The following is a 13,369-nucleotide window of genomic DNA, read 5'->3' on the forward strand; positions in this document are numbered from 1 at the left end:
CGCGCAAACGGCGTTTCGTAGCACAAATGCCGCGCAACAGGCTCCGGATGCGCGCCCGCTGGACGGATCGCATTCCGGTTTGACAGCCCCCATGGCAACGGGGGCAGAATGGTCCGCCGTGACCGCCTCCGCCAAGAACACCCGCGCATCCGCTCCCCTCGACGGCAAGTACTTCGACATGATCTCGTCGACGTCGAGTGTGGTGGCCGAGGATGCTCCCACACGTTTCCTCTACCGTGAGGACTCCGGGGTGCTGTGGGGCGAGTATGTCGGCGACACCGTCGCGGTCGGCCGCTTCGTCGGGCGCAGGGAGGACGACGTGCTGCACATCTCGTTCGTGCACCACGGCATCGACGGCAGCACGGCGCAGGGGAGTGCCACGTCGACGCTCTCCACCGACGACGACGGCCGGCTGATCCTCACCGAGGAGTTCGCGACCCCGGATGGCGCGCAGCACGTCTCCGTGTGCCGCGAGGTGGCGTAGCTCAGCTCACCGCCGTCTGCGCGGATCGGCCGTCGCCCGCTCCGCCCGCTGGTCGCTGGTGCGGACGAACCGGGTCATGCCGTAGCGCTCGCCCGAGGTCTGCAGTGCGTCGGAGGCGACCCGGGGCATCCGGAGCGACACCCTCGTCGCCTGCTCGTCCATGAGGAACACCGTGACCGTCGCCTTGATCGACGGCCACTGCGCGAGCCGGGTGGCCACAAGGTTGTGGATGGCGGAGACGCCGCTGGCGCGGACGAGCAGCATCGCGTCGTGCTCGCCGGTCATCACGGTGAAGTATTCGAGTTCCGGCAGGGTCTCCAGCCTGCTGCGGAAGTCGGCCCACTGGCTCTGCCGGAGGGTGACGAAGACCAGTGCTGAGACGCTCAGGCCGACGGCGGCCGGGTCGATGTCGGCGTGCACCCCGCGGATCACGCCGTTCTTCACGAGAGCCTCGTAGCGGGCGTACGCGTTGGAGCGCGAGATGCCGAGTTCTTCGGCCAGGGCGGCGATGGAGGTGCGGCCATCCTCTCGCAGAAGTTCCAGCATCCGGATATGCGTCTCGTCGAGTTCCATGCGCCCTCACATTCGTCCTCCGAGCGGGCGAAATGGCCCGCGTGATGGAGATAATATGCCGTCGAGGGCAGAAGCGCAGCACATTCGTCCGAGATTTCTGCGCAAAGTTGACACACATTCATGGATGACAGTAATTTCACACCTAACCTTCCAACCAAGTCAAAGGGGTCATCCGTGTCCCATTCCCTGCGTCGCGCCGGCCTCGTCGGCATCGCAGTCGCCAGCGCGCTCGTCCTGAGCGCCTGCGGCGGCACCTCCAACAACGCGTCATCGTCTGGCGGAAAGTCGATCGTGGTCGACGCTTCGTTCGACCTGAAGACCGCAGACCCGAACCGCGAGTACGAGACGACCGGCGGCATGGTCGCCCACGCTCTCTACCAGACCCTCCTCACCTTCGACGGCAGCGATGTCTCGAAGCCGGTCGACGGGCTCGCCAGCTACACCATGTCGGCCGACAACAAGGTGCTCACCCTCACCATGAAGGGCGACTCCACGTTCTCGGACGGCTCGAAAGTGACCGTCGACGACGCCGTGTTCTCGCTGCAGCGCGTGCTCGGCATCAAGGGCAACCCGTCCTTCCTGCTCGACGGCATCACCGTGGCGAAGACCTCGGACACCACGCTGACGCTCACATCGGCAGAGCCGAACCCCGCTCTCCCGTACATCCTTCCCAACCCGGCGCTCGGCGTCGTGAACCAGAAGGTCGTCGAGAAGAACGGCGGATCGGCGACCGCAGACGACAAGGCGGAGTCCTTCCTCAACAAGACGTCGGCAGGCTCCGGCCCGTACATGCTCGAGTCGTTCGACGCCGCCTCCCAGGTGGTGCTGAAGAAGAACCCGAAGTACAGCGGCAAGGCTCCGGCATACGACCGCGTCGTGCTGCGCAACGTGCAGGGACCGACCCAGAAGCTGAACGTGGAGGCGGGCGACTCGCAGATCGCACTCGACCTGAACCCCGACCAGGTCGCGGCCATCGACGCCTCCAAGGTCAACGTCATCTCGGCGGCGTCGCGATACACGATCTTCCTCCTCCTCAATCAGGACAAGGCCGTCGACCCGTTCACCAGCAACCCGGACTTCCTGGACGCCGTCAAGAAGGGGATCGACTACGACAAGATCCTCGACCTGGCCGGCAAGGGGTCCGAGCGGCCGGGCGGCGTCATACCGTCGATCTTCATCGGCGCGCTGAAGGCGTCGGACGGCAACCAGTTCGACCTCAGCGGCGCGAAGGCGGCGCTCGCGAAGTCCGGATACAGCGGCCAGACGGTCAAGCTGAACTTCCCGAACGACATCACGGTGCAGGGCCTGTCGCTGCAGTCGGTCGCCGAGTCCATCCAGGCTCAGCTGAAGACCGTCGGCATCACCGTCCAGCTCGCCCCCGCGCCCGTCGCCACCGAGCTGGATGCGTACCGCAACGGCAAGGAGCCGATGGGACTGTGGTACTGGGGCCCGGACTTCCCGGACCCCTCGAACTACCTGGCGTTCACCCCCGGTGAACTGGTCGGCCTCCGCGCCGGCTGGACGGCGGATGCCGACCCGGCCGTGAGCGACCTGGCAGCGAAGGCCAAGGCCGCGACCGGCACGGAGGAGCGCACCGCCGCCTACCAGGCGCTGCAGAAGGCGCAGAACGCCTCAGGGCCGTTCATCCCGCTGCTGCAGCCTGCGCAGAACGTGGTGACCGCGAAGTCCATCACGTCCCTGTCGCTCAACCCGCTCTGGACGATCGACTTTGCGGGCATCAAGTAAGACGCCTCCGGGCGAACGCGAGAGGAACGCGCCGGCGGGGATCCCCCCGCTGGCGCGTTACCTCGCGATCCGGCTCGGCATCACCGTCCTGCTCCTCTTCGGAGTCACGCTCGTCACGTTCACGCTGACCAACCTCGTCCCGGCAGACCCCGTGCAGGCGGCCCTCGGCGAGCAGGCGGCCGCCGACCCGGCGATCGTGCAGCAGTTCCGCGAGGCGCAGGGACTCGACAAGCCGCTGCCGGTGCAGTACCTCACCTACCTCGGTCACGTGCTCCAGGGCAACCTCGGCACGTCCACTCAGACGCACAACGCCGTCGCCTCCGACCTGTCGCGGGCGTTCCCCGCCACGATCGAGCTGGCGGTGACCGCGATCGTCATCTCGATCGTCCTGGGCATCGGCCTCGGCCTGATCGCCGCCCTCAAGCGGCGCACGTTCTGGGATCAGCTCATCCGGGTCATCAGCCTCATCGGCGTCTCGATGCCCGCGTTCTGGCTGGCGCTGGTCGTCTACTTCGTCTTCTTCTACCAGCTGCACCTGTTCCCCGGGTCGGGCCGGCTGGCACCGACGGCCATCGCGCCTCCGCAGGTCACGGGCCTCTATACCGTGGATGCGCTGCTCGCCGGTGACCTGCCGACGTTCTGGGATGCGGTCTACCACCTCATCCTTCCCGCCTCCGTGCTCGCGCTGTACACGATCGGCCTGCTGACCAGGTTCGCGCGCTCCGCCGTGCTCGAAGTCCTGGACCTCGACTACGTGCGTGCCGCCAGGGCCAAGGGCCTCCCCGCGCACACCGTGGTGTTCCGCTACGTGCTGCGCGGCTCGCTCGTGCCGATCATCACCGTGGTCGGCCTGGCGTTCGGCTCCCTGCTCTCGGGCACCGTGCTCGTCGAGAAGATCTACTCCTGGCACGGGCTCGGCGAGTACGCGTTCTCCGCGGCGACCAAGCTCGACCTCCCGGCCATCATGGGCGTCGGCCTCGTGGTCGGCTTCGTCTACATCGGGCTCAATCTGGTGGTCGACATCGCGTACGGTCTGATCGACCCGAGAGTGAGGACGGCATGACCCAGGACGTTCTCTCCCGCGGGCTGCGCCGCCCGTTCCGCGCCAGGCTCAACGTGCCGCGCGCGATGCGGACGCCGCTCGCCGTCACCGGCGGCGCGATCGTGGTGGTGTGGCTGCTGGTCGCGATCCTCGCACCGTGGATCGCGCCGTACGACCCTCTTGCCCAGAGCTTCACCAAGCTGCTCGCCCCGAACCCGGTCAACTGGTTCGGCACCGACGAGGTGGGGAGGGATGTGCTCTCCCGCGTCATCGCCGGCGCGCGCGTCTCCATCCTGCTCGCGCTGCTGCTGGTGGCGTCGTCGCTGGTGATCGGCTCGATCCTCGGGGCCGTCGCCGGATACATCGGCAAGGCGGCCGACGAGATCATCATGCGCATCGCCGACCTGGTGTTCGCGTTTCCGACGATCATCCTCGCGATGGTGATCGCCGCATCCCTCGGCCCGAGCCTGACCAACGCGGTGATCGCGATGCTGATCGTGTCGTGGCCCGCATACGCCCGCGTCACCCGTTCGCTGGTGCTGGGGGCGCGCACGAGCGAGTACGTGATCGCGGGACGTCTGCTGGGCAACAGCCCGGTGGTGTCGCTGTCGAAGGACATCCTGCCCAACATCATCGCGCCGGTGTTCGTGCTGGCGACCCTGGATGTCGGCACGGCGATCCTGCTGCTCTCCGGCCTGTCGTTCCTCGGCCTCGGCGCCGTGCCGCCGACACCGGACTGGGGCGCGATGGTCTCGTCCGGCGTCCTCAACTTCTCGTCCTGGTGGATCGCCGTGTTCCCGGGGCTCGCGATCCTCTCCGTGGTGCTCGCGTTCAACTTCCTCGGGGACGCCCTGCGCGACTCCCTGGATCCGCGCACGGCTGAGAGCGTTCAGGGGAGGGCACTGTGAGCGGGTTGAGCATCCGGAATCTGACGATGTCGATCGGGTCAGGCGAGCGTGCGAAGCACATCCTGCGCGGCATCGACCTCGAGGTGCCCGCGGGCCGGATCACCGGGCTGGCCGGCGAGTCGGGGTCGGGCAAGACCATGACGGGGCTCGCGGCCCTCGGGCTGCTGCCCGCCGGATCGCAGACCGGCGGCACGATCGAGTTTGATGGGCGCAACCTGCTCGAACTGCGGGGGAGAGCGCTGAACGAGCTGCGCGGCTCGCGGGTCGCGATGGTGTTCCAGGATCCGACGGCGAGCCTGCACCCGATGCTCACGATCGAAGGGCAGCTGACCGACCACCTCAGAGCGCACCGCAAGATCTCCAAGAAGGAGGCCGTTGCGCGCGCCATCGACACGCTCGAACTGGTGAAGGTGCCCGACCCGGCCGGGGCGCTGAAGAAGTACCCGCACCAGTTCTCCGGAGGCCAGCTGCAGCGCATCGCCATCGCGATGGCGATCATCTGCGGGCCGTCCGTGCTGGTCGCCGATGAGCCGACGACCGCGCTCGACGTGACCGTGCAGGCGGGCATCCTGCGGCTGCTGCGCACCCTGTGCGACGAGCTCGACCTCGCAGTGCTGCTCGTCACGCACGACCTCGGCGTGATGTCGGCGCTGGCGGACACCATCGCGGTGATGCGGAACGGAGAGATCGTCGAGCACGGCGACCGGTTCCAGATCATCACCGACCCGCAGAACGAATACACGCGCGCGCTCATCGACGCGCTGCCCAGCACCGACAGGGATGCATCATGAGCCTGCTCGACATCGAAGACCTCGTCGTCACGTACAAGCAGCCGGGTCGCGGGCGGCTGACCGCCGTCGACGGCGTCAGCCTGCGCCTCGACAAACGCCAGGTGCTCGGCCTCGTCGGCGAATCGGGATGCGGCAAGTCGACGATCGCCCGCGCGGTCTGCGGCCTCGAGCCCGTGCAGCACGGGAGCATCCACTTCGAGGGCGAGCCGGTGCGCCGGCTGGGGCTGCGGAAGCGCGACAAGGCGCAGCTGCGCATCCAGATGGTGTTCCAGAATCCGTATGCGTCGCTCAACCCGCGGAGGACCATCGCGAGCCAGCTGACCGACGGCCTGCGCATCAACCCGGACCGGTCGGCCTGGACGGTCGCGTCGCTGCTCGAAGCCGTCGAACTGGATGCGTCGGCCGCGACCAAGCACCCGCACGCGTTCTCGGGCGGGCAGCGTCAGCGGATCGCCATCGCGCGTGCCATCGCCACCGGACCGGACCTGCTGATCGGCGACGAGCCGATCGCGTCGCTCGACGCCTCGCTGCAGGCGCGCGTGGCCGGGATGATGCGCACCCTGGCGATTGAGACGGGCGCCGCCCTGCTGTTCATCAGCCACGACCTCGCCATCGTGCGCGAGATCGCCGACGACGTCGCGGTGATGAGCGCCGGGCGCATCGTCGAGCGCGGCCCGGTCGCCGAGGTCTGGAACAACCCGCAGGCGAGCTACACGCGCCGCCTGCTCGCCGCCATCCCGAAGGTCGACGGCCTCGGCCAGCTCCCCGGCTGACCGCGCGGTCGTTGTCGTCGTCGGCGCGCGTTAAATACGAAAGCCGAGGCCGCTCCCTCGAATGCTAGGTGTGCGAGGGAGCGCCTCGGCGGGGCGCCTCGTGCTGTGGCGGGTCTAGGAGGCCCGGCGTGCGCGGGCTGCGCGGCGCTTGAGCGCGCGGCGCTCGTCTTCGGAGAGGCCACCCCAGACGCCGGAGTCCTGTCCGGTCTCGAGGGCGTACTGGAGGCAGATCTCGGTCACGGTGCAGCGGGCGCACACGGACTTCGCCTTGTCGATCTGGTCGACGGCGGGCCCGGTGTTGCCGACGGGGAAGAAAAGCTCGGGGTCCGCTGTGAGGCAGGCAGCTTTGTCGCGCCAGTCCATGAAGATGTGCTCCTTGTTTGCTGATTGTTCCCCGGCCGCTACGGCCTAGGATGCATGGTAAGCAGTCGAGCTACAGGGTGAATGATCCGTGGGGGATAGACCTGCCCACGACCCTGTGAGCGCTAACTCGACCTCGAATATGCTCCCATAGCGCATAATCCGAATCAATAGTTTTGTATGAGATAACGCTGTGAACACAAGCGAGAAATGAATGAGTGCTAGAGTTCCGCCCCCCGATGGGGACCAGTCCGACCGTTCCACCGACCCGCGTCTCGACCGTCAGGGCGAGCCTGTGAGCGCGGCCTCCGACGTCCACCGGCGGCCGCCTCTGCTGGTCGCGCTCGCCGTCCTGCTCTTCCTGGAGGCGCTGCTCGTCGCCGGGGCGGCGGTGTGGCTGCTCGTCGAACTGCTCACGGTCACGCCGGAGTCGTTCACGACGGCTGTCGCCATCCTGGTGCTCGTGGTCATCGCGGCCATCTGGGTGGTCGCGACCGCGATCGGAGCGCTCAGGGCGCAGAACTGGACGCGTGCGTCGGCGGTGACCATCCAGATCCTGCAGATCGCGGTCGCCGTCGGTTCCTTCCAGGGCCTCTACGCGCGTCCCGACCTCGGCTGGGCGTTGCTCGTCCCCGCGCTCGTCGGCATCGTCCTCGCCGTCTCGCCGCAGGTGGTCAAGGCCACGACGCGCAACACTGTGCAACACGAATAGGGCCGATGCGGGAACAAGTCGCAGACTCTGATGGTTATGGCAGACATCGTGACTGAAACATCCATCGCTCCGCTCGCCTCCTCATCCACCATCGACGAAGCCCGCGCCGGCCACCAGGCGTGGCGCGAATGGCGTCTCGCCTCCGTCGTCGCGGCGACGGGCAACCTCAGCCTCATCGAGACCCGCTGGCTTGCCGAGGGCGATACGACGACCACTCAGGATGCGCTGGCCGGGCACCCGGACACCGTCACGGCCACCGAGCTCACCCGCACCAACCTGGAGACGGGGCAGCCGGAGCGCGGCATCCGTCTCTGGGACGCGAATTCGCCCGCGATCCAGGCGTTCGAGACCATCACGGCGTTCCCGTTCAACCCCGAGTGGGTCATCGAGGCCACCTTCACGCCGGTCGACGGCGCCCGCACGGTCCCGTTCGAGCACATCCGCGACAACGGAGGCACCCGCGACCTCGTCGTCCCGGGCGACATCACCTTCAGCAAAGACGGCGTCGAATACTCGCTGAGCGCGTTCGACGACGACGGAACACTGCTGCTCGTCTTCGGCGACCCGACCAACGGCGCGGAGGGCGACGACGGCACGTACGGTTCCGGCCGCTTCCTGTTCGTGCAGCACGACGGCGACAAGGCCGTCCTCGATTTCAACCGTGCCTTCGTGCCCCCGTGCGGTTTCTCGGACCAGTACAACTGTCCGCTCCCGCCGCGCAACAACCGCTTCGCCGTCCCTGTGGACGCGGGCGAGAAGGTCGTCGTGTTCCGCGACGGCTTCGCGCACTAGCGGCGGCGCACGGCACCCGCGCGCAGCGCGCGCAACAGCTTCACAGCACAGCATCCCAACCCCCACCAGGAGAACTCCGTTGAGAAAGAAATCCCTTCTCGTCGTGCTCGCCACGGCCGTCGCCACCACTCTGGCTCTGGCCGGATGCTCGGGCGGCTCGTCGTCGTCGAGCGGCGCAGACGCATCTATCGCCATCGGCTCGCTGTATGAGCCCGTCAACCTCGACAACACGGCCGGCGGCGGCCAGGGTGTCACCGAGGCGCTGAACGGCAACGTCTACGAGGGCCTGTTCAAGCTCACCGACGACGGCAAGGTCGAGCCCCTCCTCGCCACGAAGTACACGATGAGCGACGACGGCCTCACGTACACGTTCACGCTGCGCGACGGCGTGAAGTTCCACTCCGGCAAGGCGCTCACCAGCGCAGACGTCAAGAGCAGCATCGAGCGGGTGACCGCCGCCGACTCGCAGTCCGCCCGCAAGTCGCAGCTCGCCGTGATCTCCGGCATCGCGACCCCGGACGACAAGACCGTCGTCATCTCGCTGAAGTCACGCTCGATCTCGCTGCCGTACAACCTCAGCTACATCTGGATCTACGGTCCGGGCACCAAGAACTACAAGACCGCGGAAGACGGCACCGGCCCGTACACGCTCGGCACCTGGAAGCGCGGGAGCTCGCTGAGCCTCGAGCGCTCGGCCGGCTACTGGGGCGACAAGGCGAAGAACAAGGAGGTCGTCTTCGACTACTTCACCGACGCCACCGCCCTCTCCAACGCCCTGGTGACCAACCAGGTGGACGTGGTCACCAGCATCCAGAGCCCGGATGCGCTCACTCAGTTCGACGGCAACAAGGACTACACGATCTCCAACGGCAAGTCCACGACGAAGGAGCTGCTGGCCTTCAACGACAAGGTCGCCCCGTTCGACAAGGTCGAGGTGCGCAAGGCCGTCTACTCGGCGATCGACACGAAGAAGCTGCTGAGCTCCATCTGGGGCAAGTACGGCACGCTGATCGGCTCGATGGTCCCGCCGAGCGACCCCTGGTACGAAGACCTCACGAAGGTGAACCCGTACGACGTGACGCTGGCCAAGAAGGAGCTGGCGGCCGCCGGTCTCCCGAACGGCTTCACCTTCACGCTCGACACCCCGACGTACGACCCGCACCCCGCCGTCGCCGAGTTCCTGAAGAGCGAGCTCGCCAAGGTCGGCATCACGGTGAACATCAACTCCATCTCGGCCGACGAGTGGTACACGAAGGTGTTCAAGAACCACGACTTCGCCGCCACCCTGCAGGAGCACGTCAACGACCGCGACGTGGTCTGGTACGGCAACCCGGACTTCTACTGGGGCTACAACAACCCGCAGGTGACCAAGTGGGTCGACGAGGCCGAGCAGGCGACCAGCACCGCTGACCAGACCGCGAAGCTGAAGCTCGTCAACGAGCAGATCGCGAAGGACGCCGCCAGCGCCTGGCTGTACCTCTACCCGCAGATCGTGGTCGCGTCGAGCGACCTCAGCGGGTACCCGGTCAACGGGCTGAACTCCCAGTTCTACGCATACGACATCGTCAAGAAGTAGACAGGGGCGAGTTATCCACCGGATGCTCGGGGGGGCCGGTCGCCGGCTCCCCGAGCATTTACTCTTGAGAACGTCATGGCCGTCTATCTTCTGCGTCGCTTCGCCTTCCTGGTGGTGTCGCTGCTGCTTGCCATGGTGGTCCTCTTCCTGCTGCTGAGGGTGCTGCCGGGAGACCCGTCCAACGCACTGCTGTCCGTGAACGCCACTCCGGAGCAGATCAAGGCCGCGCAGGAGCAGGTGGGCAGCGACCAGCCGCTGCTGCAGCAGTTCTTCTCCTGGTTCGGCCAGATGCTCACGCTCGATCTGGGGGAGTCGTTCGTCTCCTCGCTGCCGGTCGGCCCGGAGATCGCCTCCCGGCTGGCGGTGACCATCCCGCTCACGCTCATCTCGTTCGTGATCGCGCTGGCACTCGCGCTCGTGATCGGGTTCGTCGCTGCCTGGAAGTCGGACACCTGGTACGGCGTCGCCCTGTCCGCCATCTCGCAACTCGGGATCGCCGTGCCCGTCTTCTGGGTCGGCATCCTGCTGGTGAGCGCCTTCTCGATCAATCTGCGGTGGTTCCCATCCGGCGGCTTCCCGCGCGACGACTGGGCCGACCCGGGCGCAGCCCTCACGTCGCTCGCCCTCCCGGTGATCACGATCGCCGTGGTGATGAGCGCATCCATCGCCCGGTATGTGCGCAGCGCCACCCTGGATGTGATCGGCAGCGACTACCTCCGCAACTCGCGCGCCCTCGGGTCGAGCTTCGGCCAGGCCATGAGGAGGCACGGGCTGCGCAACGGCGCTGTGCCCGTCATCTCCATCCTGGGCATCGAGCTGGCGACGACCTTCCTCGGCGCCGTGGTGGTGGAGAGCGTGTTCACGCTGCCCGGGCTCGGGAGCATGCTGCTGCGCGCGATCCAGCAGCACGACTACCCGAACATCCAGGGCATCCTGTTCGTGAGCACCCTGGCGGTGCTGCTGATCGGCTTCGCGGCCGACCTGGTGCAGCGTCTCGTCGACCCGCGTCTGCGGCAGAGCATCTCGGGCAACCGATGAGCGCCATCGTCGACCAGGCCGCTGGACACGCGGGAGAGACAGGGCAGCAGCCGCCGGCGCGGGTGCGCAGGCGCCGGTCCGCGTCGCTCAGCATCGGCGCCGTGCTGGTGGGGATCGTCGTCGTGGTCGCCGTCGTCTCGTTCTTCTGGCTGCCGTACGCGCCGAGCGACACGGCGGGCGGCCGGCTCGAGCATCCGGATGCTGCGCACTGGCTCGGCACGGACAAGCTCGGCCGCGACCTGCTCTCCCAGCTGATGGTGGGCGCGCGCATCGCGCTGGCGGTGGGTGTCGGCTCCGTCGCCATCGGGGCGCTCATCGGCATCACGCTCGGATTGCTCGCCGCATTCGCCACCACCTGGCTCGACGACACGATCTCGGCAGCGCTCGACATCCTGATCGCGTTCCCGACGCTGCTGCTCGCGATGCTGATCGTCGCGGCGCAGGGCGCATCGCTCGGCACGGCCATCCTCGCGATCGGCCTGGCGATGTCCGCCGTGGTGGCCCGGCTCACCCGCGTGCTCGCCAAACGTGTGCTCTCGATGCAGTACGTCACGGCGGCCCGCACGTCCGGCACGAGCTGGCTGGGCATCGTCGGCAAGCACATCCTGCCCAACATCTGGCCGACGCTCAGCGTGAACCTCGCTCTGCAGTTCGGCGTCGCCGTGCTGGCGGAGGCGAGCCTGTCGTACCTCGGGCTCGGCGCCCCGCCGCCGAACGCCTCGTGGGGCCGGCTGCTGCAGGAGGCACAGGGAACGGTGGCGACGGCACCCGTCGGCGCGATCGCGCCCGGTGTGGCCCTCGTGGTGCTGGTGATCGGCGTCAATCTCGTCGCCGACGGGCTCCGCGACGTCGCAGACCCGACGAGGAGGCGATCCCGATGAGCGATTCCACCGAACGGGATGCGGAGACGCTGCTCGACGTGCGCGGGCTCGGCGTCACCTCGGCGTCCGGCGCACCGCTCGTGCGCGACGTGACGTTCAGCGTCGCGGCGGGGGAGCGACTGAGCCTGATCGGCGAGTCCGGCTCCGGCAAGTCGCTCACGTCCTTCGCCGTCACCGGGCTGCTGCCGGCCGGGCTCGTCGCATCCGGGAGCGCCGTGCTCGGCGGCGTGGAGGTGGTCGGTGCGAAGGAGCGCGATCTGGTCGCGCTGCGCGGACGCGTCGCGTCCGTGGTCTTCCAGGAGCCGCTCACCGCCCTCGACCCGCTGATGCGCCTCGGCAAGCAGGTCGCGGAACCCCTGCGTCGCCACCTCGGGCTCCGTGGAGACGCGCTGCACCGCGCCGTGCTCGACGCGCTCGCCGAGGTGCGGCTGCCGGAGCCGGAGCGGATCGCCCGCGCGTACCCGCACGAGATCTCCGGCGGTCAGCGACAGCGCGTCGCCATCGCAGCCGCCCTCGCCTGCCGCCCGCAGCTGCTCATCGCCGACGAGCCGACCACCGCGCTCGACGTGACGGTGCAGGCGGAGATCCTGTCGCTCATCGACGCCATCGTGGCCGAGCGCGGCATGGCGCTGGTGTTCGTGAGCCACGATCTCGCCGTCGTCTCCCGGATGACGGAGCGCGCGCTCGTCCTCCGGGCCGGCCGGGTAGTCGAGGAGGGCAGCATCCAGCGGCTCCTCACGGCCCCCAGCGACCCGTACACGATCGAACTCGTCGCCAGCGCACGCGAACTCGACAGAGCCCTGGAGGTGTCGTGAGCGCCATCCTGGAGCTTCGTGAGGCCGGTTTCCGCTATCGGCGCGCATCCACTGCCGCGCTGGACGCCGTCTCGCTCGCCGTCGAGCCCGGCCGCAACGTCGGCCTGGTCGGAGAGTCCGGCGCCGGCAAGACCACCGCGCTGTCCCTGCTGCTCGGGCTGACCAGCCCGACGAGCGGCGAGCTCCTGTTCGACGGGGTGCCCCTCGACCGCCGCGACAGGGCCAGGATGCGCGAGTTCCGCCGGAGCGTGCAGACGGTGTTCCAAGACCCGTACTCGTCGCTCGACCCCCGGCAGAGCGTCGGCCGCATCATCGCGGAGCCGCTGACAAGCCTGAAGGTCGCCTCCGGTCAGGATGCGCGGGACCGCGTGGCCGAGGCGCTCACGGCCGTCGGCCTGCCGGTGGATGCTGCCGCGCGCTTTCCGCACGAGTTCTCCGGCGGTCAGCGGCAGCGCATCGCCATCGCGCGCGCCGTGGTCTCCCGGCCGCGAGTGCTGCTCGCCGACGAGCCGGTGAGCGCGCTCGACGTGACGACGCGCATCCAGATCATCGATCTGCTCGGCGAGCTGAGCGGGCGGGAGGGCATGACCGTCGTGATGGTCTCGCACGACCTCGGCGTCGTCGCCTCGCTCTGCGACCAGACGGTCGTGCTGCGCGGAGGCCGCGTGGTCGAGCAGGGCGCCACGACCGAGGTGCTCGGCCGCCCGCAGGACCCGTACACCCAGCGCCTGCTCGCCTCGGTGCCGCGGCTGCCCGCCTAGCTTCGGCGTGTAGGTCCGGTCGCCGCGCGCGGGAGCGCGACGCGCCACACGGTGCACACGAGCGCGCGACGGCCGGAGCGAGGGGACGGGCCGGGGAGGACGGGCAGGGCAGGATTG

The 13,369-nt window shown here is 68.3% G+C and carries 15 protein-coding genes; 13 read left to right on the forward strand and 2 right to left on the reverse strand.

What is annotated here, in order from left to right; translation table 11 throughout:
- Positions 1 to 91: 91 nt before the first annotated feature.
- A complete protein-coding gene (locus AC1ROC_RS11620; protein WP_493000278.1) occupies positions 92 to 484 on the forward strand; it encodes an avidin-fold protein in 393 nt (130 codons plus the stop codon).
- Between the two features lie 6 nt (positions 485 to 490).
- Here AC1ROC_RS11620 and AC1ROC_RS11625 read toward each other — a convergent pair whose 3' ends face one another.
- Positions 491 to 1,057: an Lrp/AsnC family transcriptional regulator gene (locus AC1ROC_RS11625; protein WP_085369948.1), complete on the reverse strand. Its 567-nt coding sequence runs from the start codon at positions 1,055 to 1,057 to the stop codon at positions 491 to 493.
- 174 nt (positions 1,058 to 1,231) lie between these two features.
- On the opposite strand from AC1ROC_RS11625, the gene AC1ROC_RS11630 reads away from it, so the two are divergent.
- Genes AC1ROC_RS11630 through AC1ROC_RS11650 form a run of 5 tightly spaced genes read left to right on the forward strand, consistent with a single transcriptional unit; the run spans position 1,232 to position 6,317 of the window.
- Entirely contained in the window at positions 1,232 to 2,803 is a 1,572-nt protein-coding gene (locus AC1ROC_RS11630) for an ABC transporter substrate-binding protein (protein WP_493000281.1), read from the forward strand.
- Positions 2,787 to 3,866 carry an ABC transporter permease gene (locus tag AC1ROC_RS11635; RefSeq protein WP_247597315.1) on the forward strand — a complete coding sequence of 360 codons (1,080 nt, stop codon included), beginning with the start codon at positions 2,787 to 2,789 and terminating at the stop codon, positions 3,864 to 3,866. Before AC1ROC_RS11630 ends, AC1ROC_RS11635 begins: the two co-directional genes overlap by 17 nt.
- A complete protein-coding gene (locus AC1ROC_RS11640) occupies positions 3,863 to 4,753 on the forward strand; it encodes an ABC transporter permease (protein WP_085369950.1) in 891 nt (296 codons plus the stop codon). Before AC1ROC_RS11635 ends, AC1ROC_RS11640 begins: the two co-directional genes overlap by 4 nt.
- Positions 4,750 to 5,544, forward strand: a complete 795-nt coding sequence (locus AC1ROC_RS11645; protein ID WP_493000284.1) for an ABC transporter ATP-binding protein — start codon at positions 4,750 to 4,752, stop codon at positions 5,542 to 5,544. Before AC1ROC_RS11640 ends, AC1ROC_RS11645 begins: the two co-directional genes overlap by 4 nt.
- Positions 5,541 to 6,317 carry an ABC transporter ATP-binding protein gene (locus AC1ROC_RS11650; RefSeq protein ID WP_085369951.1) on the forward strand — a complete coding sequence of 259 codons (777 nt, stop codon included), beginning with the start codon at positions 5,541 to 5,543 and terminating at the stop codon, positions 6,315 to 6,317. The genes AC1ROC_RS11645 and AC1ROC_RS11650 overlap by 4 nt, the downstream gene beginning before the upstream one ends.
- A 114-nt stretch (positions 6,318 to 6,431) precedes the next feature.
- Here the strand turns inward: AC1ROC_RS11650 and AC1ROC_RS11655 are convergent, their stop codons facing one another.
- Positions 6,432 to 6,680 (reverse strand): WhiB family transcriptional regulator, encoded by a 249-nt coding sequence (locus tag AC1ROC_RS11655; protein ID WP_055890939.1) that lies wholly within the window; start codon positions 6,678 to 6,680, stop codon positions 6,432 to 6,434.
- A gap of 292 nt (positions 6,681 to 6,972) precedes the next feature.
- Here AC1ROC_RS11655 and AC1ROC_RS11660 point away from each other — a divergent pair, with 292 nt between their 5' ends.
- From AC1ROC_RS11660 to AC1ROC_RS11690, 7 genes are all read left to right on the forward strand, one after another.
- On the forward strand, positions 6,973 to 7,389 hold the full coding sequence (locus tag AC1ROC_RS11660) for a hypothetical protein (protein WP_168688905.1): 417 nt from the start codon (positions 6,973 to 6,975) through the stop codon (positions 7,387 to 7,389).
- Between the two features lie 36 nt (positions 7,390 to 7,425).
- Positions 7,426 to 8,181, forward strand: coding sequence for a DUF1684 domain-containing protein (locus tag AC1ROC_RS11665; protein ID WP_168688906.1), 756 nt, complete (start codon positions 7,426 to 7,428; stop codon positions 8,179 to 8,181).
- Positions 8,182 to 8,260: 79 nt separating this feature from the next.
- On the forward strand, positions 8,261 to 9,757 hold the full coding sequence (locus tag AC1ROC_RS11670) for an ABC transporter substrate-binding protein (RefSeq protein ID WP_493000287.1): 1,497 nt from the start codon (positions 8,261 to 8,263) through the stop codon (positions 9,755 to 9,757).
- 75 nt (positions 9,758 to 9,832) lie between these two features.
- Positions 9,833 to 10,795 (forward strand): ABC transporter permease, encoded by a 963-nt coding sequence (locus AC1ROC_RS11675; RefSeq protein ID WP_085369955.1) that lies wholly within the window; start codon positions 9,833 to 9,835, stop codon positions 10,793 to 10,795.
- Positions 10,792 to 11,676, forward strand: coding sequence for an ABC transporter permease (locus AC1ROC_RS11680; protein ID WP_168688908.1), 885 nt, complete (start codon positions 10,792 to 10,794; stop codon positions 11,674 to 11,676). Before AC1ROC_RS11675 ends, AC1ROC_RS11680 begins: the two co-directional genes overlap by 4 nt.
- Complete coding sequence (locus AC1ROC_RS11685) at positions 11,673 to 12,491, forward strand: ATP-binding cassette domain-containing protein (protein WP_168688909.1); 819 nt, start codon at positions 11,673 to 11,675, stop codon at positions 12,489 to 12,491. The genes AC1ROC_RS11680 and AC1ROC_RS11685 overlap by 4 nt, the downstream gene beginning before the upstream one ends.
- Positions 12,488 to 13,252, forward strand: a complete 765-nt coding sequence (locus tag AC1ROC_RS11690) for an ABC transporter ATP-binding protein (RefSeq protein ID WP_493000290.1) — start codon at positions 12,488 to 12,490, stop codon at positions 13,250 to 13,252. The genes AC1ROC_RS11685 and AC1ROC_RS11690 overlap by 4 nt, the downstream gene beginning before the upstream one ends.
- Positions 13,253 to 13,369: the final 117 nt, after the last annotated feature.

Source organism: Leifsonia sp. GW821-FHT13C05 (genome assembly GCF_058806515.1).

Bases quoted from the DNA above. Each gene is read 5' to 3' on its own strand.
- AC1ROC_RS11620 (WP_493000278.1), top strand. From the start codon at position 92: ATGGCAACGGGGGCAGAATGGTCCGCCGTGACCGCCTCCGCCAAGAAC.
- AC1ROC_RS11625 (WP_085369948.1), bottom strand. From the start codon at position 1,057: ATGGAACTCGACGAGACGCATATCCGGATGCTGGAACTTCTGCGAGAG.
- AC1ROC_RS11640 (WP_085369950.1), top strand. From the start codon at position 3,863: ATGACCCAGGACGTTCTCTCCCGCGGGCTGCGCCGCCCGTTCCGCGCC.
- AC1ROC_RS11650 (WP_085369951.1), top strand. From the start codon at position 5,541: ATGAGCCTGCTCGACATCGAAGACCTCGTCGTCACGTACAAGCAGCCG.
- AC1ROC_RS11655 (WP_055890939.1), bottom strand. From the start codon at position 6,680: ATGGACTGGCGCGACAAAGCTGCCTGCCTCACAGCGGACCCCGAGCTT.
- AC1ROC_RS11665 (WP_168688906.1), top strand. From the start codon at position 7,426: ATGGCAGACATCGTGACTGAAACATCCATCGCTCCGCTCGCCTCCTCA.
- AC1ROC_RS11675 (WP_085369955.1), top strand. From the start codon at position 9,833: ATGGCCGTCTATCTTCTGCGTCGCTTCGCCTTCCTGGTGGTGTCGCTG.
- AC1ROC_RS11680 (WP_168688908.1), top strand. From the start codon at position 10,792: ATGAGCGCCATCGTCGACCAGGCCGCTGGACACGCGGGAGAGACAGGG.
- AC1ROC_RS11685 (WP_168688909.1), top strand. From the start codon at position 11,673: ATGAGCGATTCCACCGAACGGGATGCGGAGACGCTGCTCGACGTGCGC.